This window comes from Virgibacillus salarius (assembly GCF_039521925.1).
Taxonomy (GTDB): Bacteria; Bacillota; Bacilli; order Bacillales; family Amphibacillaceae; genus Virgibacillus; species Virgibacillus salarius.
This window is the reverse complement of record NZ_BAAACY010000120.1, coordinates 1-18,711: the sequence shown is the minus strand read 5'-3', so window position 1 is coordinate 18,711 and position 18,711 is coordinate 1. Positions and strand designations below refer to the sequence as shown.

Annotated in this window: 18 protein-coding genes; 3 read left to right on the top strand and 15 right to left on the bottom strand. The window is 37.4% G+C overall.

Annotated elements, in window-relative coordinates; all coding sequences use genetic code 11:
• Positions 1 to 93: 93 nt before the first annotated feature.
• From ABDZ84_RS15180 to ABDZ84_RS15170, 3 genes are all read right to left on the bottom strand, one after another.
• Positions 94 to 1,416, bottom strand: a complete 1,323-nt coding sequence (locus tag ABDZ84_RS15180; RefSeq protein WP_343782106.1) for an ABC transporter substrate-binding protein — start codon at positions 1,414 to 1,416, stop codon at positions 94 to 96.
• A 303-nt stretch (positions 1,417 to 1,719) separates the two neighbouring features.
• Positions 1,720 to 2,481, bottom strand: a complete 762-nt coding sequence (locus ABDZ84_RS15175) for an SDR family oxidoreductase (RefSeq protein ID WP_034679438.1) — start codon at positions 2,479 to 2,481, stop codon at positions 1,720 to 1,722.
• 7 nt (positions 2,482 to 2,488) lie between these two features.
• Positions 2,489 to 3,472: a LacI family DNA-binding transcriptional regulator gene (locus tag ABDZ84_RS15170; RefSeq protein WP_026682309.1), complete on the bottom strand. Its 984-nt coding sequence runs from the start codon at positions 3,470 to 3,472 to the stop codon at positions 2,489 to 2,491.
• A 316-nt stretch (positions 3,473 to 3,788) separates the two neighbouring features.
• On the opposite strand from ABDZ84_RS15170, the gene sigV reads away from it, so the two are divergent.
• The 3 genes from sigV to ABDZ84_RS15155 all read left to right on the top strand — a co-directional run bounded on the left by sigV (position 3,789) and on the right by ABDZ84_RS15155 (position 7,513).
• A complete protein-coding gene (gene sigV, locus ABDZ84_RS15165; protein ID WP_026682308.1) occupies positions 3,789 to 4,268 on the top strand; it encodes an RNA polymerase sigma factor SigV in 480 nt (159 codons plus the stop codon).
• Between the two features lie 51 nt (positions 4,269 to 4,319).
• Positions 4,320 to 5,195 carry an anti-sigma-V factor RsiV gene (gene rsiV, locus ABDZ84_RS15160; RefSeq protein ID WP_343782103.1) on the top strand — a complete coding sequence of 292 codons (876 nt, stop codon included), beginning with the start codon at positions 4,320 to 4,322 and terminating at the stop codon, positions 5,193 to 5,195.
• A gap of 347 nt (positions 5,196 to 5,542) precedes the next feature.
• Positions 5,543 to 7,513, top strand: coding sequence for an acyltransferase family protein (locus tag ABDZ84_RS15155; RefSeq protein WP_034679435.1), 1,971 nt, complete (start codon positions 5,543 to 5,545; stop codon positions 7,511 to 7,513).
• A gap of 467 nt (positions 7,514 to 7,980) precedes the next feature.
• Here the strand turns inward: ABDZ84_RS15155 and ABDZ84_RS15150 are convergent, their stop codons facing one another.
• The 12 genes from ABDZ84_RS15150 to ABDZ84_RS15095 all read right to left on the bottom strand — a co-directional run bounded on the left by ABDZ84_RS15150 (position 7,981) and on the right by ABDZ84_RS15095 (position 18,503).
• Positions 7,981 to 8,892: a cupin domain-containing protein gene (locus ABDZ84_RS15150; protein ID WP_026682305.1), complete on the bottom strand. Its 912-nt coding sequence runs from the start codon at positions 8,890 to 8,892 to the stop codon at positions 7,981 to 7,983.
• Positions 8,893 to 9,120: 228 nt separating this feature from the next.
• On the bottom strand, positions 9,121 to 10,050 hold the full coding sequence (locus ABDZ84_RS15145; protein WP_026682304.1) for a hexose kinase: 930 nt from the start codon (positions 10,048 to 10,050) through the stop codon (positions 9,121 to 9,123).
• Positions 10,051 to 10,117: 67 nt separating this feature from the next.
• Positions 10,118 to 10,975, bottom strand: a complete 858-nt coding sequence (locus ABDZ84_RS15140) for a tagatose-bisphosphate aldolase subunit GatY (RefSeq protein ID WP_026682303.1) — start codon at positions 10,973 to 10,975, stop codon at positions 10,118 to 10,120.
• Position 10,976: 1 nt separating this feature from the next.
• The gene (gene nagA / locus ABDZ84_RS15135) at positions 10,977 to 12,146 is read right to left on the bottom strand and encodes an N-acetylglucosamine-6-phosphate deacetylase (RefSeq protein WP_026682302.1); all 1,170 of its coding nucleotides are present in this window, start codon (positions 12,144 to 12,146) and stop codon (positions 10,977 to 10,979) included.
• Between the two features lie 86 nt (positions 12,147 to 12,232).
• The gene (locus ABDZ84_RS15130; protein WP_026682301.1) at positions 12,233 to 12,649 is read right to left on the bottom strand and encodes a PTS sugar transporter subunit IIA; all 417 of its coding nucleotides are present in this window, start codon (positions 12,647 to 12,649) and stop codon (positions 12,233 to 12,235) included.
• 203 nt (positions 12,650 to 12,852) lie between these two features.
• On the bottom strand, positions 12,853 to 13,674 hold the full coding sequence (locus ABDZ84_RS15125; protein WP_026682300.1) for a PTS system mannose/fructose/sorbose family transporter subunit IID: 822 nt from the start codon (positions 13,672 to 13,674) through the stop codon (positions 12,853 to 12,855).
• A complete protein-coding gene (gene agaW / locus ABDZ84_RS15120; RefSeq protein ID WP_026682299.1) occupies positions 13,664 to 14,431 on the bottom strand; it encodes a PTS N-acetylgalactosamine transporter subunit IIC in 768 nt (255 codons plus the stop codon). The genes ABDZ84_RS15125 and agaW overlap by 11 nt, the downstream gene beginning before the upstream one ends.
• 44 nt (positions 14,432 to 14,475) lie before the next feature.
• Positions 14,476 to 14,955 (bottom strand): PTS N-acetylgalactosamine transporter subunit IIB, encoded by a 480-nt coding sequence (gene agaV, locus ABDZ84_RS15115; protein WP_026682298.1) that lies wholly within the window; start codon positions 14,953 to 14,955, stop codon positions 14,476 to 14,478.
• Between the two features lie 83 nt (positions 14,956 to 15,038).
• On the bottom strand, positions 15,039 to 16,217 hold the full coding sequence (locus ABDZ84_RS15110; protein ID WP_051388396.1) for an SIS domain-containing protein: 1,179 nt from the start codon (positions 16,215 to 16,217) through the stop codon (positions 15,039 to 15,041).
• A gap of 99 nt (positions 16,218 to 16,316) precedes the next feature.
• Positions 16,317 to 17,033 carry a GntR family transcriptional regulator gene (locus tag ABDZ84_RS15105; RefSeq protein WP_026682296.1) on the bottom strand — a complete coding sequence of 239 codons (717 nt, stop codon included), beginning with the start codon at positions 17,031 to 17,033 and terminating at the stop codon, positions 16,317 to 16,319.
• Between the two features lie 121 nt (positions 17,034 to 17,154).
• The gene (locus ABDZ84_RS15100) at positions 17,155 to 18,147 is read right to left on the bottom strand and encodes a LacI family DNA-binding transcriptional regulator (RefSeq protein ID WP_026682295.1); all 993 of its coding nucleotides are present in this window, start codon (positions 18,145 to 18,147) and stop codon (positions 17,155 to 17,157) included.
• Positions 18,148 to 18,305: 158 nt separating this feature from the next.
• Positions 18,306 to 18,503: a hypothetical protein gene (locus ABDZ84_RS15095; RefSeq protein WP_281950038.1), complete on the bottom strand. Its 198-nt coding sequence runs from the start codon at positions 18,501 to 18,503 to the stop codon at positions 18,306 to 18,308.
• Between the last annotated feature and the right edge of the window lie 208 nt (positions 18,504 to 18,711).

Genomic DNA, 18,711 nt, shown 5'->3' with positions numbered 1-18,711 from the left:
CTTGAAGTGGGAAATTTACTGCTAGTTATATGCGGGATAAAGGCAAGATGAGCATAATTTCCCCACCTTGCCTTATTTGTTTCTTTAACTGTATTACTCCTTCATCGCAGCTTCCATTTTAGTTTGCATATTTGTTGCGGCATCTTGCGCAGATTGATCACCAGTTAACACTTTTGAAATTTCAATTTGCATGATATCTGAAATCTCTGGATATATTGGTGATACCGGTCGAGGGACAGCAGTTTGTAATACTTCGCGAAATTCTGGATTAGCAAATAACAAGCTGACATCCTGCACTTCTGTATCATCATATAGATCAATCAATGTTGGTGCACGTCCACCTTCTATTGCAGAAATCTTTTGTCCCTCTGGTCCAGAAATAAATTTTACAAATTCCCAGGCTGCTTCTGGGTGCTCGGAATAACGGTTGATCATGGTCATCCATCCGCCTAACGCAGCAGCACTACCTTCATCTCCTGCAGGAAGCATTGCCATTTCAACATTATCTACAATTTCAGAACGTTCTTCATCATTAGAAGAAGCCATCATATAGGGCCAATTTCTAGCAAACACTGATTTCCCCTGTATCCACGCATTTTCTGTTTCTATTTCTTTAAAATTTAAAATATTTTCTGGAACAAATTCAGACCCGACAACTTCCTTCATTTTTTCTAATGCTTTCACCGTTTCTGGACTATCAGCTACGACGTTATTATCTTCATCAACAATCTGTCCACCGTATGAAGCAATATATTCGATAGCATTTGTAATCAATCCTTCATACTGTGCGGATTGCATTAGATACCCAAATTTCGTACCTTCTTCACCCTGGAATTCCTTTGCTATTGTTATTAATTCATCCCATGTTTTCGGGGGTTCATCTACGATATCTGATCGGTAGTAGAATACGCCAGCGTCAGTATATTGTGGCATTGCCCATTGTTTACCGTTAAATTTCCCAGCTGCTACAGTACCTGGGAAATATGCATTCATATCTATACCATCTTTTTTAATAAATCGATCCAATTCTAGTGCATAATTGGCTTGGGCAAATTCAGCTGGCCAGATGACATCTGCATTAAACACATCAATTTCGGAGCTTTGCGAACTGAAAGCGGTTACATATTGATCATGTGACTGCCCTGTATCTGCTGGCATCTCTCGCTCCTCCACGTTAATATTGGGATGCTTTTCTTCAAAAGCTTTAATAACTGCTTTCGTAGCAGGTGATGTATCGACTCCACGTGCATAAACAATAGTAATTTGTTCGTCATCCTTTGTTGTATCTTCAGAATTATCTGCTGAATCGTTTTCATTTTTACTCTCATCTTCTGATGCTGAATCACTACAAGCAATTAAGAAAAAAGTTAAAGCAATGAATAGCAAACTACTAAGTACATACTTGGATAACCTCAATTTTAGTCCCCCTTAAAATTATATCAATTTCACGTTTGTGCATTTATTGAATATTACAAATAATGAAATCGATTACATTATGGTTTAATTATAACCCTTATTAAAATGTTGTCAACGATTTTTTGAATATGAAAAAGTGAAACTTCAATCAGTAAGCTGATTGTTAGTACCACAAGGGTATGACCTAAAGGCCTTTGAACTAATCAGACATTTACTGGCAGTTGAACCCACACTTACCATTATTCGTTTCACTTATTGCTTAAGGTGGGGATATTATTGCCAGTTATATGTGGATAAATCACCTTACTTTCTAAGGAAAGCTCCTTCAGAATGAATGACCTGCCCAGTGATCCATGCTGATTCTTTACTTGCAAGAAAGGTGACTAGTCTTGCTGCATCCGTTGGTTGACCAATTCTCCCCATTAAAAATTGACTGCCTAGTTCCTGCTTGTCCTCATCAGACATCCACCCTGTATCTGTAGGTCCAGGATTAACAGCATTGACGGTAATCCCTAGTGGAGCTACTTCTGCGGAAAGGCTCACTGTAAATGTAGAAATAGCACCTTTTGTTGCTCCATAAGCTAATTCCTCGATCATTGGGGCTTGATCTTGACCAGATACCAAATTAATAATTCTCCCAGCGGTTTGAGTTGATTTTTTAAATAGACGTGCAAATAGAGTAGAAAGTATCATAGTTGAACGCATATTTACTGAATAGTGAACATCTAAACTACTAGCATTAAGCTTTTCATAGCCATCTCGTTCCGAATGAGCTGCATTATTTACTAAAATCGTTGGTGCCCCTATGCTATTTACAGCTACGTCCAAGACTTTCTGTGGTGCATCTGGAATAGATAGATCAATACACATGTGATCACTATTTATCCCTATGTCGGCCAACTCTGCTTGAAAGTTCTCTGGCCAGTCTGCTACTGCTTTCCAATGCGTAAAGAAAATGGAACTACCCGCTTTCGCTAGCTGGCGACAAATTGCTGCTCCTATTGCTTCTCCATGGCTTACCCCCGTAACGATTGCCTTTGCATTAGACAGATTATAAATGTTCATAGCCTCCTTATGTCGATTCACGAATAACTAACTCATGTTCTAATAGCATGCTTTCTACTTCTTCACCTTTAATCTTATTAATAAGCATGGACGCTGAAATACACCCCATGCGATACATTGGCTGCGATACTGTCGTTAACGTTGGATGTGTCATATTGGAAAAACTTATTTTATCAAAGCCAATAATGGCAATATCATCCGGAACCTTCAAACCATTGGCATGAATTTCTTTGAGTGCTCCAATGGCTAGTACATCCGATACAGCAAAGACAGCATCTGGTTTTTCTTCCTGATTGAGAAGTGTTCGCATCGCTTGCTGACCACTTTCAAAATTTAGTTGGTTAATATTATATATCCTTTTCTTTTCTACAGCTATATTAAACTCACGAAAGGCTTTCTCATAGCCTGCACGCCGTTCACGAGCATACAAAAATTTTTCATCGGAATTAATGAAAGCTATTCTTTTTTTCCCAATCTTTATTAAATGCTTCACAGCTTGATATGCAGCTAACTCGTTATCAATGGAAACGTAGGAGATATTCCCTTCTTTATCAAACTCACTGCATTGTACGATTGGATGGTTCGTTGCTAGTTCCAAAACATTTTTACGATTGATAGTTGGATCCATTAAAATAATTCCATCTGCCATCCGATTTCGTACTAAATTAAAATAAATAGCTTCTCGTTTTGGATTCGAGTCTGTCTCACAAAGTAAAATATTATACCCTTCTTTAATGGAAGTATCTTCAATTCCATTAATAATTTCTGTATAAAAAGGATTGGAAATACTTGGGATTAACACAAGAAGTAGCCTGCTTTCTGAATTTCGCAAATTTCGTCCTAGAACACTTGGCTCGTAGTTCAACTCATCTATTGCTTGTTCAACTCGATTTCGTGTCTTCTCTTTTACCTTACTTCGATTATTAATAACCCTTGAAACTGTAGCGACAGAAACTCCTGCCCTTTTTGCTACCTCCTGAATTGTGACCATGATTTCACACGCACCTCTATATGTAATCGATTACAATAAAATATTACTGTTTTGCTAACTATTTGTCAATATGCGAAATAGCCACGGTTGCGTGTTTGAAATAAAAAAATCAACCTTCGAGATCCCCCTATATTTTTGCAGTTAAAATGGGGAAGTATAAATGAATAAGATTATTTTAATACGATTTCTTTTCATCGAATCATTCTCATGAATAACTTTTTAAAAGAAAATCAAAACTTTTTTACTCAGTCATACGTCTTTTTATTACAACATATTACTATTCATGTTGTATTTATGCAAAAGGAGCTCTTTTCTCATGCGCAATAAATCGAAGGATAAGCTTATCTCACTCATTTTAGAAAAAAAAGAGGATTTCTACCGATTAGCCTATAGTTATGTTAAAAACTCGGAAGATGCTTTGGATATTGTTCAAGAATCCATTGAAAAAGCAATTAAGGCTCATCATTCCATTCAGGATAATCAATCTGTTAAAAGCTGGTTTTATCGCATCGTTGTAAATACTTCACTTGATTTTTTACGGAAACATAAACGTACATCATTTGTAGATGAAAATACGCTAGACTATTATAGCTCTGGTAAAAATGATACGTATCAAAATATTGATTTAGAAAGATCTTTAGAGGAATTGCCTGTAAAGTATCGCACAGTTATCATACTTAAATATTTTGAAGACCTAAAAATACATGAGGTTGCTGAAATTTTAAATGAGAACAACAACACGATTAAAACTAGATTATATCGAGCGTTAGAAATGCTGAAAGAAAAAATGGAATGAAATTAACCTAGCCAGATGTATACGGCTAATGATAATTGGAGGATGACGCAATTGGATAACAAAATAAAAGAATTAAAAAAACAATATAAAAATACCCCAATCCCTAAAGAATTAGATTCTACTGTCCATAAGGCACTTCATACACGGAAGAAAAGATCTACTTTCCGAGCAAAGTGGTTTATAGGAGTAGCCGCTGCATTATGCTTATTTGTAATTAGCGTAAATACAAGCCCAGCTCTAGCTCAAAGTTTAACGAAGATACCCGTTTTGGGATCGGTTATTCAAGTAGTAACGTTTCAGGATATTCAAGTAGAGAATGGTAATTATCATGCTCATCTCAAGACACCACAGGTAAACAATCTGGATAACAAAGATCTTGAAAATAGTTTAAACCAAAAATATGTGAATGAGAATCAAAAATTGTATGATGAATTCACACAAAAAATAGAGCAAGATGAAGATGGTCATTTTCTAATCGAATCCGGCTATGAAGTAAAAACGAATAATGATCTACTACTTTCGATTGGGCGATACACAGAAGAAATACAAGCATCATCAGCCACTACGCTGAAATATGATACGATTGATAAACAAAGGCAAATTATGTTGACACTACCAATCCTATTTAAAAACAATGATTATATAAATACAATTAGCGAAGAAATAAAAGAACAAATGCGTCAGCAAATAAAAGAAGATCCAGATAAAATTTATTGGGTAGATAATGCAGGGATTGAGGATTTAGACGTAGTCGATAAGTTTGAAAAGATAGATCCTAACCAAAACTTTTATATCAATGAAGACCATAAATTAGTGATTTCATTTAACGATTATACGGTTGCACCAGGGTATATGGGAGTTGTCGAATTCGTTATTCCAACAGAGGTTATAGCTAATGATCTAGTTGGGAATCAGTATATAAAATAACATGTAAATAGGAATTTATTCGCTATTCCATAAGTTACAATTTGTTCATATTTAAATAACCGTATTAGGCATATAGATCTATTGGAAAAAGTAGTTTTTTAGGAGAGAATTTATAATGGAGTGATTCTCTCCAATTCCTTATGTATGATTTAATGATAGCTTTTATATGCCTTTAATCTATTAGAAATTAATATTAATATATTATATTAACAGGTAACAAACCTATGTTTTATTAAATTGACAGCTTTGGAAAGACAGAAAGGATATTACAGCGATGAATACATTATACACACAGAAAGAAAAATACGTTCTATATAACCATCCTCTTCACAAAGGGGGATATAAATTTGAATAAAAGGAGAAATGGTAAACGAAGGTACATATCAGAATTAGATGGGTTACGGGGACTGGCAGTATTAGCTGTCATTTTTTATCATCTTGGCTTTGATTGGGCAGCTGGTGGCTTTCTAGGTGTGTGTATATTCTTTGTTTTATCTGGATATTTAATTACGGATCTACTTGCTGATGAATGGAAGCAAAACAAGCGCATCAACTTTAAAAAATTCTGGATCAAAAGAGCAAGACGATTACTTCCCGCAATGTTAGCTATGTTAATTCTAACATTTATATGGGTATTATTATTCAAACCTACTATTATCGCATCGTTCAAATCAGACTTCATCGCTGCATTGTTTTATATCAGCAATTGGTGGTATATTTTTCAAGATCAATCCTATTTCGAAACGCTTGGAGAACCATCATTACTGACCCATTTCTGGTCACTTGCAGTAGAGGAACAATTTTATATTATATGGCCAATTCTAATGCTGTTAGGCTTGCGCTACATAACCAAGCTTTCCCTAATAAAAATCATGCTTATTACCGCAAGTGTTTCCGCAATTCTAATGATGTTACTTTATCAACCAGGTCTGGATCCTAGCAGAGTCTACTATGGAACAGACACAAGAGCTTTCTCACTGTTAATCGGTGCAGCTTTAGCAATCATATGGCCGAGCGGACAGCTTGCTAGAAAGATACCTCAGAAATTGAAGCATATACTTAATATTGCTGGTTCAATCATGCTTAGTATTTTACTAGTTATGCTTTGGACGACAAATCAGTATGAACCCTTTCTTTATTATGGTGGAATGGTCATTTTATCCATTGTAACAGCCATGCTCATAGCCGTACTTGTTCACCCGGCAAACAGTATAGGCAACCTTTTTAATTTACCGTTCCTAAGATGGGTAGGTATCCGCTCATATGCGATCTATTTATGGCACTATCCAGTTATTATGCTAACAACACCAGCCATCAATACAAATGGTATTTCTTTCATTCGAGTAACGATTCAATTGGCAATTATTCTTGGCTTATCTGCACTATCATGGAAATTTATCGAGGGGCCTATTCGTCATGATGGATTCATTAAATTTTGGAAACAGCTTTCTTTTACAAGACTTCCTTCACGTATTCCATTGAATAAATGGACCGTTATTGGTGGTAGTGTCTTAATCCTACTTACTTCGCTACAATTAGTCACCAATGCTTCCACCTCGAATGCTTCCTATAGTGAAGATAGCTTATTAACGGAATACAGTGAGTCTAAGCATATAAATGAAAACAGAGAATCAGCGGAAAAAGCAACTAAGGAAAAAATAGAAAAAGAGCAAGCTCTCAAACAAGAAAAAGAAGAAAATATACCTGCTAACACTGAGAATAAGGACAAACATGAAACGAAACTGCCAAAAGAAGAGAAGCATAATGCTACTAAAAAAGAGCAGACTCATGAGGAGGAAAAGGAAGCTGTAGCAAATGAGAATTCAGATAAGAAAGAGGTTACCGCAATTGGTGATTCGATACTAATTAATGTATCGCCTTTTCTCGAATCTTATTTCCCTTCCATCCATATAGATGCTTCCATTGGTCGACAAATGAAGCAAGCAAAAAATGTAGTAAAGCAACTGAAAGGCCAAGACAAATTAGGAGAGATCGTCATTATTGGACTTGGTACTAACGGAGCCTTTGCAAAGGATCAGCTTTTGTCTGTGCTTGAGATGATTGGTGATGACCGTCAAGTTCTATTAGTTAATACGCGTATTTCTCGACCTTGGGAACAAGTCGTTAATAGGACATTAGCAGATACGGCCTCAAAACAGGCAAATGTTACATTAGTAGATTGGCATGGTGCTAGCGCTGGACATGATAATTACTTTGCTTCTGACGGAGTCCATCCAAATAAAAAAGGGGCTAAGGTATATGCTGACATTATTAAAAAAGCTTATGATTCGCTAGATTTCTCTTCGTATAGCCAATAATCGTTCAGGGTGTAGCTTAGAAAAGCTATACAGAAATAGGCTTTAAGAAATCAGACGAAGCTAACTCCCTCACTGTGTATAATTACAATGCCCTTTTTCAAGAATGGTGGTTTAGAAATGGATGTAATTGGGAATTACTATACTACCCTTGTAACTCCCCCTTTCTTGTAATATATGAATCCAAGCAGACCTTGAGGTCATTGCTTGGATTTTTTCTTTTTAAAGAAATGAATTCGATCATTTAACAAGTCTTATTGATATTCGAGCATAGTAGTATGTGAATATGACCCAAATAACCATTCTGACATGTATCAACCTATTCATTATTTTATAGAGCCATTTTTTAAGTGAATGATACCTAATTAACCAATAAGAGGCGGGGTTTTAATCTGGAAAAAAGACGAACAACAAGCTGTCGTAGTTTATTATTCGCCTTTAGAGTGGATATCCTTTTATGATCAAAATTTTTAGTACTTTTCAGCAGCCATTGCCTCCGCTTTTGTTTTATGGACAGTTCCAAAAGGGTGCTCAGGTGGTGCATAAATGGAGTATAATTTTAAAGGATCGGTTCCTACATTGGTTATATTATGCCATTTACCAGCAGGAACCATGATGGCATCGTCATCATTTACATTTGCTTCAAAAGTAAGTTGGTCTTTACGATCTCCCATTTGCACAAATCCTTCTCCCTCTTCAATACGCAAAAATTGATCTGTCGATGGGTGAACTTCTAAGCCAATAGATTCTCCAACATCAATACTCATAAGCGTTACTTGTAAATGGTCCCCCGTCCAAATAGCGGTACGAAAGGTGTTGTTTTGCTTCGTAGCTTCCTCTATATCAATGACAAACGGCTCTCCTCCATAATCCATTGGCCGTCGAAAATTCCCATTTTGTATTTGCTCAACATTAGAGACATTGACTTGATCTCCGTTTAGCGCAGCCAAAAAGATATTTCGTATTTGTGGATCCTGCTGTGTAAGGAAATAGCCTTTCTGATAGGCCTGGTATCCTTCGACTTCTAACTCATAAGCTCTCTGTAAACCTTGCTGATAACTTTCAAAAGTGATGTCATTTACCTGATAGTCAGGCTCTGCCCCTGTTAATTGAATATAAAGATTTGTAACATGTGCCAAATGGTCTTTCTTTCCTGCTAGGGCATGTCGAATGTTATCGGCATGTTCCTCATTTGGTGCTACATTTGCTAACTCCTGATATAACGTAGTTACACAAGCCACTCGTTTTACTTCTTCAAGTATAGATTCACAAAGGCTTTGATAATTTTCCTCTGTATTTCTTGACTGATTATTAGAATCGTACATAGCTGTGCCTACATTATTGTAATGAAAATATGGATAAGCTTGAGGCATATAATACATAACATTTCAATCCTTTCAAACATTATAATATCCATAATCATCATATGCCTACATCCACAAAATGTACTTCAACTACTTATCATCTTAATAAGACTTTTCAGTGTAAATCCTGCTTTTTAGAACGTAAAGCTCCTTCACCTAGCTAAAGTAAACGAGGTGAAGGAGCTTTATTTTGTTACTGTTTGCCTCTGAAAATTACTGGTAGAAGCTGTCTTCCAGCAAAAAGCACTACAAAACATCAATTTTTATTTGCTGGATACACCAGTCCATTTTCGTTAGATCGATTGACCCTGTCTTTTCTTCCATTGCATTTAAAACACCCATGGTTATACCAAATCGAATTAATTCGGTTTCTTGAAGCTTCCTTTCCAACCCGGCAGCAAAACCAGCGATAACAGAATCCCCAGATCCTACTGGATTAACTGCATTTATTTTTGGAGTTGTGACGTGGTAAAAATTGTTTTCGTGTTTTACCACTGCACCAGTCTCTCCTAACGTTATAACCACCCAAGATATATCGTTAAATAATGGCAACTGTAGAGCTTGCTTCATTTCATCTACGTGAAGAATTTCCGAACCGATTAAATCACCAAGCTCGTATTGGTTTGGTTTAATTAAAAATGGCTTCACATCATGCTGTAATGCTTCAGCAAGTAGTTCACCCTTAGTATCTAGTAAAACAGGAGTTCCAGCTTTTTCGGCAATTTCTAGCATCTGATTATAATAGGTTCTGTCTAACCCTGTGGGGAGACTTCCAGAAATAGTAACTACTTCCGCCTGAAGAACATTTTTTTCGAACTCCCTTAGAAAAGATGCTGCTTCATTTTCACTGATTTCTGGCCCACTTTCTAAAATCTCCGTTTGCTTACCGTTATGAATGATAGCAATACAATTACGCGTTTCTCCCTTAATAGGCGTAAAATAATTGTCAATACCATATTTTTGTAATTCAGTACTAATAAAGCTACCTAAGCTTCCACCTAGAAAGCCTGAAGCTGCTACATTCTCCTCAAGTTGATGTAACACTCGAGTTACATTCAAACCTTTTCCTCCTGCCGTCTTAGAGACATCTGTCACTCTATTAATGGCATTCTCCTGGAAGCTTGAGATGCTATATCGAATATCTACGGATGGATTTAAGGTAATGGTTAATATCACTTCTCCACTTCCTTTTCCTCATACTTATTGTATATGCAGAAAATACCGCTTCTATATATTGTGAGTTTTATGCCTTTCCTGCACTCATACAAATTGCTATTTTTTCTTTAACTGCTTCCTTCATCCTAGCTTTGGCAGGACCCATATATTTTCTTGGATCCGTTTCATTTGGATGTTCCATGAGGTGTGCTCGTAATCCAGTAGAGAAAGGAATTTTTAATTCAGTTGAAATATTGACTTTCGCACAACCTAAAGAAATACATTTCTGAACATCTTCCTTCGAAATCCCTGAAGCACCATGTAAAACAATCGGTATAGAAATTAAATTCTTAATCTTTTCTAACCGTTCAAAATCTAAATCAGGCTCTGTCTCATATAAACCATGTCCCGTACCAATAGCTACAGCCAATGAGTCAACACCTGTTTCTTCAACAAATTCAGCTACTGTATCTGGATCGGTATAAGCGGCATCCTTTGCTTCCACAACTAAATCATCCTCTTGCCCTACTAATTTCCCTAGTTCTGCCTCGACTGTAGCACCATAGGCATGTGCCGTATCAACAACTTGTTTCGAGATCGCAATATTTTCCTTAAAGGTATGATGTGACCCATCAATCATAACTGATTTTGTCCCTAACTCTAGTGATTCAACGATAGATTCATAGGTTTCATGATGATCAAGATGTAAGGCAATAGGTATATCATTTTGCTTTGCTGCTACTTCAGCAATTGCTTGAATATAAGCGCGTCCTGCATAGTTCATCGTTCCTGGAGTAGCAGCTAATATAACTGGAGATTTTAATTCTTGTGCCGTTTCTACTACAGTTTGTATCGTTTCTAGGTTATGAATATTAAAAGCAGGTACCGCATAACCTTCTCTTCTAGCTTTTCTTAGCATATCTTCTGTATTTTGCACGTATCCCATATTACTCCTCCTCATTTCCTGTTGTCATTTTTCGATATTTTATGTTCCCATTAATTGCTGTTGCTTGAACCGACAACTCGTCATCCAAAACCACATAATCGGCCAGCTTTCCCGGATGTATACTTCCTATCTCTTCTGCGCGCCCTAAACTCTTGGCAGGGGTTAAACTAGCCAAATGCCATATATCAAATAATGCTTGATCGGACCAGTTATGAAGATTTTTAACACCGTCAATTAATCTTAACGTGCTTCCAGCCAATGACCCCTCTTCTGTGCGAGCTACACCATTTTGCATAACGACAGGAAACTCTCCCAAATGATAATGTCCATCAGGCATCATTCCTGCTCGCATGCAATCCGTAATCAGCATCAGCTTTTCATTTTTTACCTTTAGTGCAAGAGTCGCTACATCAGGGTGAACATGGTAACCATCACAAATGAGTTCAGCATAAACATTGGTATCTGTTAATGCAGCACCAGCAACCCCAGGATTTCGGTGATGAAGCCCCGACATACCATTAAATAAATGAACAAAGTTTTGCGCTCCAGCTGCTATCGCTTCTTGACAGCAACCATAACTAGCATTTGTGTGCCCGATACTTACTAAGACACCTTTATCATCCATTGTTTTAATAAATTCCATAGCATACTCGCGTTCCGGAGCAAGGGCAATTTTTACAATGTTTCCCTTAGCAAGTGATTGCCATTTCTCAAATAATCCAATGTCAGGATCTTGAAAGTACTTTGGATTCTGTGCTCCTTTATACGCTTCCGTAAAAAACGGTCCTTCTAAATAAATTCCTTCGGACAATGCTCCTGGCAAGCCTTCTTCCACAGCTTCTGTAACAGCTTGAATGGCCTTGTCAAGATCAGAGCGTGAGGATGTTAACGTTGTTGGCAAGAATCTTGTAACACCTAGTGTTAACAAGGCTCCTGAAATATGGCGAACTGCTTCCTTCGTGCCATCCATGATGTCGTAGCCATTTATACCATGAATATGCGTATCCACTAGACCTGGAGCAATCATATAACCACTCCAGTCAATTACTTCAGCAGAATCAGGTACCGTTTTGGTCAGATGACCAAATCGTCCATTTTCGACGGAAAGATAGCCAGCTTCTGCTATATGATTTTCCAATATAAACCGATCTGCTTTTATAAAATAGTGCATCCTGTACACTTCCCTTATCTAATGAGTAATACTGTTCGTGAATTAATTTTGTCTACTACCGCTACCCATTACTGCAGCATCTTATTTTAAATACCATCCGATTCATTGACAGCTCTCTTCTTCTTTACTTCAAAGGCTTTAATGCTTTCCTTTCCCTCTGAAATGATACTAGTAACAAAGCTATCTATCGGTTGCTGCCTTTGAAACAAGCCACTTAATAGCATTGGTGAATTCGTTCCACCAATTACATGCACTTGATCTCTAGTTGATGCGATTCGCGAGCTTACATTAAAAGGTGTACCCCCTGCTAAATCAGCAAAGCAGACTACGCCTTCCCCTTCATCAACTACTTCAATCGCTTTAAGGAGTGCTTCTTCTAATTTATCTTGATCCTCTTCAAAGGGAACGACCTCTAATTTTTCTACATCTCCTGCGATTAGCCGAACAGATTCATAAATCCCATTTGGGAATGATCCATGGCCTGTAACGACAATTCCAATCATCTCAAACATCCTTTCTCGATATAAAACTAGGATAAGGTGAACTTCAAACCTTTGGGGTTTTATTTCCCCCAACGGATTGTTCGTACCACAAGGGTATGACCTAAAGGTCTTTGAACCAATCGGACATTTACTGGCAGTCGATCCCACGTCTACCCATAGTGGGGGCTTACTGCAGTTATATGTGGGATAAAATATAATTTACTTTACATAATTCCAAAGAATGAACCTACAAGACCAACGAATACAGTAAGGCCAATTAACACAATTGGTGAACGACCTTTTTTTAGTAGCCAATATACAAGTAAGGTATAGGCTAAAGGAAGCATTGCTGGCATGATTTGATCTAAAATATCTGTTTGTACATTTAATTCTGATTCACCCTGTGTCCACGTATAATCAATTTTGAAAGAAACATAAGTGGCTATTAGCCCGCCAACTACTGTTAACCCCACAATAGATGCGGCACGGGATACATGCTTTGTGCCTTCTTTCAACTTACTGATTGCCTTCACTCCAGTTTTATATCCATAACTCATTAACCCAAAACGGACTCCGAAGTGAATAACATTGAACATGATCAAAAATACAAATGGACCAAGAATATTCCCGTTTACTGCTAATGAAGCTCCAATACTAGCAGTGATTGGTAATAGGGTTAGATAAAACAAGGCATCGCCTATTCCACCTAAAGGTCCCATTGTAGCTACTTTAATACCACGAATTGCATCTCTATCTTCCTTCTTTTGCTCCATTGCTAGAATGACACCCATAATAAATGTAACTAGAAAAGGATGCGTATTGAAGAATTCCATATGATCCTTCATCGATTTACTTAGATCTTTTTTATTCTTATGAATCACTTTTAATCCAGGCAATATGGAATACAGCCACCCAGCTGCCTGCATCCGTTCATAATTAAACGATGCCTGTAAAAGCAATGACCGCCAAGCTAGATGTCGAAGTTGCTTCGGTTGTAAGTCCTGTGCGGAAGCCGTATCTTCATATTGATAACTATTAGATACCATCAGCTATCTCCTCCTCTTTCGGTGTAGGACCTTGCTTGTTCTTATTTTGATAGAAATCATACAGAGCTATTGCTAAACCAATTAATGCAATGGCTAAGATCGGAAGCTCTAGATATGCGGCTAAAATAAAGCCTACAATGAAGAACATAATATACTCCACTTTTATCATGATACGAAGTAGCATGGCAAAGCCAATTGCAGGCATAATCCCCCCCGCAACAGATAAACCATCAATAATCCACTGCGGGACTGTTTCAACAAACGCAGCCGCTCGTTCAGCTCCAAAATAGATGGGAAGAAAGGCAATTACTGCATTAAAAACAAATAGAATCCCTAGTCCCATATAGTTGATCCGTTCTATTCCTTTAGCATTTGCTTCTAATGCATATTGGTCAGCCTTATGCATGACCGGAGCAAAAACCGTGAAGAATAGTGTAATTAATCCCTGTACAGCAACGGCAAAAGGTATAGCAACTCCTACCGCAACCTTTGGATCTTGCCCTGCTATGACGCCAAAAGCAGTTCCAATAACACCACCAATTACAACGTTAGGAGGTTGGGCACCTGCAAGTGGTACCATCCCCATCCAAATTAACTCGAGTGTACCTCCAACGATTAAACCAGTAGTTACATCTCCTAAAATCAAACCTACAACAAGACCGGTAACAACTGGACGGTGAATATGTGTTAATCCATTATATAAATCTATCCCGATGATTCCGGCCCATAAGGCAATTAGTATAGCTTCCATTAACATACTCAATTCCTCCTCCTACACAAATAATGTGTTGCCATCTACGTTTAAATTAACTCAAGAATATTTTGTCCTTTTTCATTTGGTACGCCACGTAGATCAAGGTTTACTCCTAATTTATCGAGTTTCTTAAAAGCTTGAATGTCTTCGTCATCTACCGAAACAGTTGATGAAATTTGTTTTTTTCCTTCCTCATAATGCATATTTCCGACATTAATATGATCAATTGGAACGCCACCTTCCTTTAAGGCAAGTGCGTCTTGAACATCTTTTACGACTAGAAAAATCTTTTGTTTTGGAGAAGCCTTATGAATCACATCGATCGTTTTTTTCAAAGAAAAATAACGCGCTTGAATGACATCAGGAAGCACCATATCCATTAAGCTTTGCTGTACCTCATCCTCTGAAACCTTGTCATTTGCAACTACGACAAGATTGGCTCCTAAGTGATTTACCCATGTGACCCCTACTTGGCCATGGATTAGGCGATTATCAATACGTGTTAATAAAATGTTCGGTGTTGTCATATTATTCATCCCTTCATTTATATAAATCACTTCATGTAAGTGCTATCAAATTTGTTATTTAGGAACCTAATTAGGCTCCTATGTTACGCATGGTTGTATTCGTATATGGTTACTCCTTGCACGACTCGATTTACTCTTCCATCAGGACTCGGATTATCTGGAGTAATACCAAGCTTAATAGACATTTTCAGAGCAAGTACTTGAGCAAACATAATATAGAGTAGACCTAAATAAAAATCATTCGTAAGTTGTTCACTATCACTATTTACCGGAATCACCCAGTCAGCATATCCCTCTATCTCGGAATCTGTTTTTTCTGTAACAGCGACAATTTTCATTTTAGAATCTTCTCCGGACAATTCTTTTAGCATATCTAGGTCATATCTTCTCGTATGTGGATTCTGTGACATGAAAAGGACAACAATGGTGTCGTCATTTAAAATTGATTTTGGACCATGGCGAAAACCTAATGACGATTCATGTACAGCAACCACCTTACCTGCCGTTAGTTCTAGCATTTTAAGTGCTGCTTCATGAGATAATTGACTGAGCAATCCAGATCCTAAATAAACGATACGTTTTATATCGAATTGTAAAATGTCCTCGACAATAGGCGTAAGTTGGTTGACTAGTTTCCCACCATTAGCAATTACTTTAGAAACATTATCACCAGTAAACGGATACACCGTAAATAATCCATAGCAAGCTAGCATCATACTTGTGAAACTACTAGTCATAGCAAATCCTTGATCATGAGCTTGTTCTGGTGTAAGGATTGTTAAGCTATTCGCATCTTGTTCCGTGCTTTTTGCCAATTCGCCATGCGGATTACAGGTAATAACTACCTGATAAAAGTCACTAATAATCGATCCTGCTAATTGTACGGCTGCTACACTTTCTGGGCTATTTCCTGATCTTGCAAATGACACCAAGATCGTTGGAATATCCTTGAACAGATAATGAGAAGGATTAGAGACAATATCCGTTGTGGCAATTGCTTCAAATTGTACATTCCCTTGATACTGCTTTTGTAGCTCTGGAACAAGGATATCCCCTGCAAAGGCTGAGGTACCAGCCCCTGTTAATAGTACTCTTACATGATCATGCTTTGAAAAAATAGATTCAATAAAACCTCTCATTGATTCTTTATTTTCAAAAAGTGTTGTAACTGTCTCTTTCCAAACTTCAGGCTGCTGGTTGATTTCCTGCGCGGTAAAACCTGCCATCTTATTCTGCAGTTCATGCTCTGTTAAATTAAACATCTAATATCCTCCAAATCTACTTGTGGTTATGTTGTCATAACCAGTTGTTCTATTAGAATACTCTATTAAGATTTCATTTAATACTTAATAGAGTACAATCTAAGTCAATTCTACCGTATAATCAAACTTATCTCCTCTAGCCACACTAACAGTATATTCAATTAACTGATCCTGATGATAGGCAAATCGTTTGATTAGCATTGCTGGCTGCTGAGAGGGTATTCCTAAATAACGTGCCTCTGTCTCTCGAAGGCTAGCAGCAGAGAAGCGCTCAAGTGCTTTCGTTACTACTACTTGATATTCTTGGTAAAACACATCATACATTGGTCTTTCTATTAACTGTGCTTTTGTTAGATTAGGAAATCGTTTCTTTGGCAAATAGGATGTTTCATACATTAATGGCTCATTATCGGCAAGTCGTAATCGAATAATTTGAAAAACTTCATCGTACGGTTTGATATCCATTTTTGTTGCTAGTCTTTCTTCCACCGCAATTTCTTCAAAGGACAATACTTGTGTCATGGGAACCTTACCCATCTTTTGCATTTCTTCTGTAAAGCTATAGAGCTTTACTAAATCTTGGTTATAAGATGTTGCAGAAACGAAGGTACCTTTTCCATGAAGCTTATAAATATAGCCTTCCCTCTCCAATTCCTGTAGCGCCTGCCTGACGGTTATCCTACTCAAATCATACATATCACATAATTCGCGCTCAGAAGGTAGCTTTTCATGTTCTTGATATACTTGATTGTCTATCTTCTTAATTAATTCTTCCATTAATTGTAAATACAAAGGTACCTTACTACTTTTATCCAATTCGGACTTCCACCTCCCTTACTTAAAGTGGTTATTACCAGTTGCCTTTAGTATATAAAATCCTTACAAAAATGTAAAGGCTTTAATTTCAATTATTATTAACTTAGTGCTTCAATTATGTCTAAGATCGCACACTTTTACGAATAACAAGCTTTGTTGCAATAAATATTTTCTTTGCTATTTTCCTTCCTGCCAATCGCTCAACCAACGTATCCACAGCTGTTTCTCCCATAATTTCTGTATATACTTTAATCGTGCTCAAAGAAGGATACACATACTTAGATACAGACATATCATTCAAACCAATTACACTAACTCGATCAGGAACGGGAAGGTTGGCTTCATGAAGCGCACGTAAGCTGCCAATTGCCATGACATCACTACTCGTAAAAAATGCAGTTGGCAAATCATCACCTAATTCTTCGATTGCTTGTTTCATTAGCTGATAACCATCGTCCACCGAAAACGATCCTACATACATAAACCGCTCATTATATAATGCTTTTTCTTTCATATATGATTCGAAGGTTTTTTCTCGCAGGTCAATAAGCTCTTCAACCTCTCCTTTTAACAACTCCCTACCACCAATAAACCCAATCGACTGATGATTTGTTTGAATAAAATAGTCAATAACCGTTCTTGTCGCCTTTTCAAAATCAATGACAATCGCATCATATTTATCTTCATCTGGGCTATAATCAACAAATACCACATGTGGGTTAATAGCGGTTAATTCCTTAACCTGTCCATTACTAAATTTACCTACGGCAATTATTCCATCAATGCCTTCACTAGAAATTTCATCTATACTATTAAAAAAATATACTTGAGAATTTATATTCAACGCTTTGCATCGTTCTTCAATACCAAGGCGAATTGATAGATAATACAGATCACTCAGCTCTTCTTTTTCTGTATACCAATGTACAATAGCTATATTCGTACCATGGTACTTTTTTGATGTTTTCTTTCGGTAAGACAGTTCTTCAGCTGCTTCAAAAATTTTTTTCTTTGTTTCATCTGCCACCGATAAGCTTGCATCATAATTAAGTACACGTGAAACAGTCGCCGGTGACACACCAGCTTTTTGTGCTATATCCTTAATCGTTGCCAACAACATCACTCCTAAATCCCTAATCTACTAGTAACTATTTTACCATTTCCCAATACTAGCGTCTGTTTTCTGTAAGAAAAACGGAGCAAAATTCGCTCAGTCCTTATCAAAACATGCTCCGATTTACGCTCCCCCTAGTAGCTATTATGGAATAATAGCTACTGCTTGACCACCACTCCGGCTGCCCACTTCCCTTTCCGTGGGGTTTGTCCTTCAGCTAACTTTTTTAGCAAAACCCGCTCAAAAAAGTGGATCTTCAGGTCAAACATTTCCCACAGGAGTTGAAGTGGCCACCCTTCGCTATTATCAGGCTCTACAACGCTAGCATGAAGTAACACAGCTGCTTTTATACGCACGGATAGCGATTTTCACTTTACCCATTGTAAAAAAAGTCAATCTATTACTTATGAGCAAGAATTGTTGCACCTTCGCATAGCGGAGACGAATTACGTAGACTCCTGCGGGATTAGCGCGAGCCGAAAATCCACTTTGCAAACGTGTTCTTCTTTGCAAAGTTAGTTGAGGCCGTGCCCGCCGAAAGCGAAGTAATTAGTCGGAGCATTG

Coding starts and splice junctions, on each gene's coding strand:
- ABDZ84_RS15175 (WP_034679438.1), bottom strand. CDS start 2,481: ATGAACATTTATAATCTGTCTAATGCAAAGGCAATCGTTACGGGGGTA.
- ABDZ84_RS15170 (WP_026682309.1), bottom strand. CDS start 3,472: ATGGTCACAATTCAGGAGGTAGCAAAAAGGGCAGGAGTTTCTGTCGCT.
- sigV (WP_026682308.1), top strand. CDS start 3,789: ATGCGCAATAAATCGAAGGATAAGCTTATCTCACTCATTTTAGAAAAA.
- ABDZ84_RS15150 (WP_026682305.1), bottom strand. CDS start 8,892: ATGTATTATATGCCTCAAGCTTATCCATATTTTCATTACAATAATGTA.
- ABDZ84_RS15140 (WP_026682303.1), bottom strand. CDS start 10,975: ATGGGATACGTGCAAAATACAGAAGATATGCTAAGAAAAGCTAGAAGA.
- nagA (WP_026682302.1), bottom strand. CDS start 12,146: ATGCACTATTTTATAAAAGCAGATCGGTTTATATTGGAAAATCATATA.
- ABDZ84_RS15130 (WP_026682301.1), bottom strand. CDS start 12,649: ATGATTGGAATTGTCGTTACAGGCCATGGATCATTCCCAAATGGGATT.
- ABDZ84_RS15125 (WP_026682300.1), bottom strand. CDS start 13,674: ATGGTATCTAATAGTTATCAATATGAAGATACGGCTTCCGCACAGGAC.
- agaW (WP_026682299.1), bottom strand. CDS start 14,431: ATGTTAATGGAAGCTATACTAATTGCCTTATGGGCCGGAATCATCGGG.
- agaV (WP_026682298.1), bottom strand. CDS start 14,955: ATGACAACACCGAACATTTTATTAACACGTATTGATAATCGCCTAATC.
- ABDZ84_RS15110 (WP_051388396.1), bottom strand. CDS start 16,217: ATGTTTAATTTAACAGAGCATGAACTGCAGAATAAGATGGCAGGTTTT.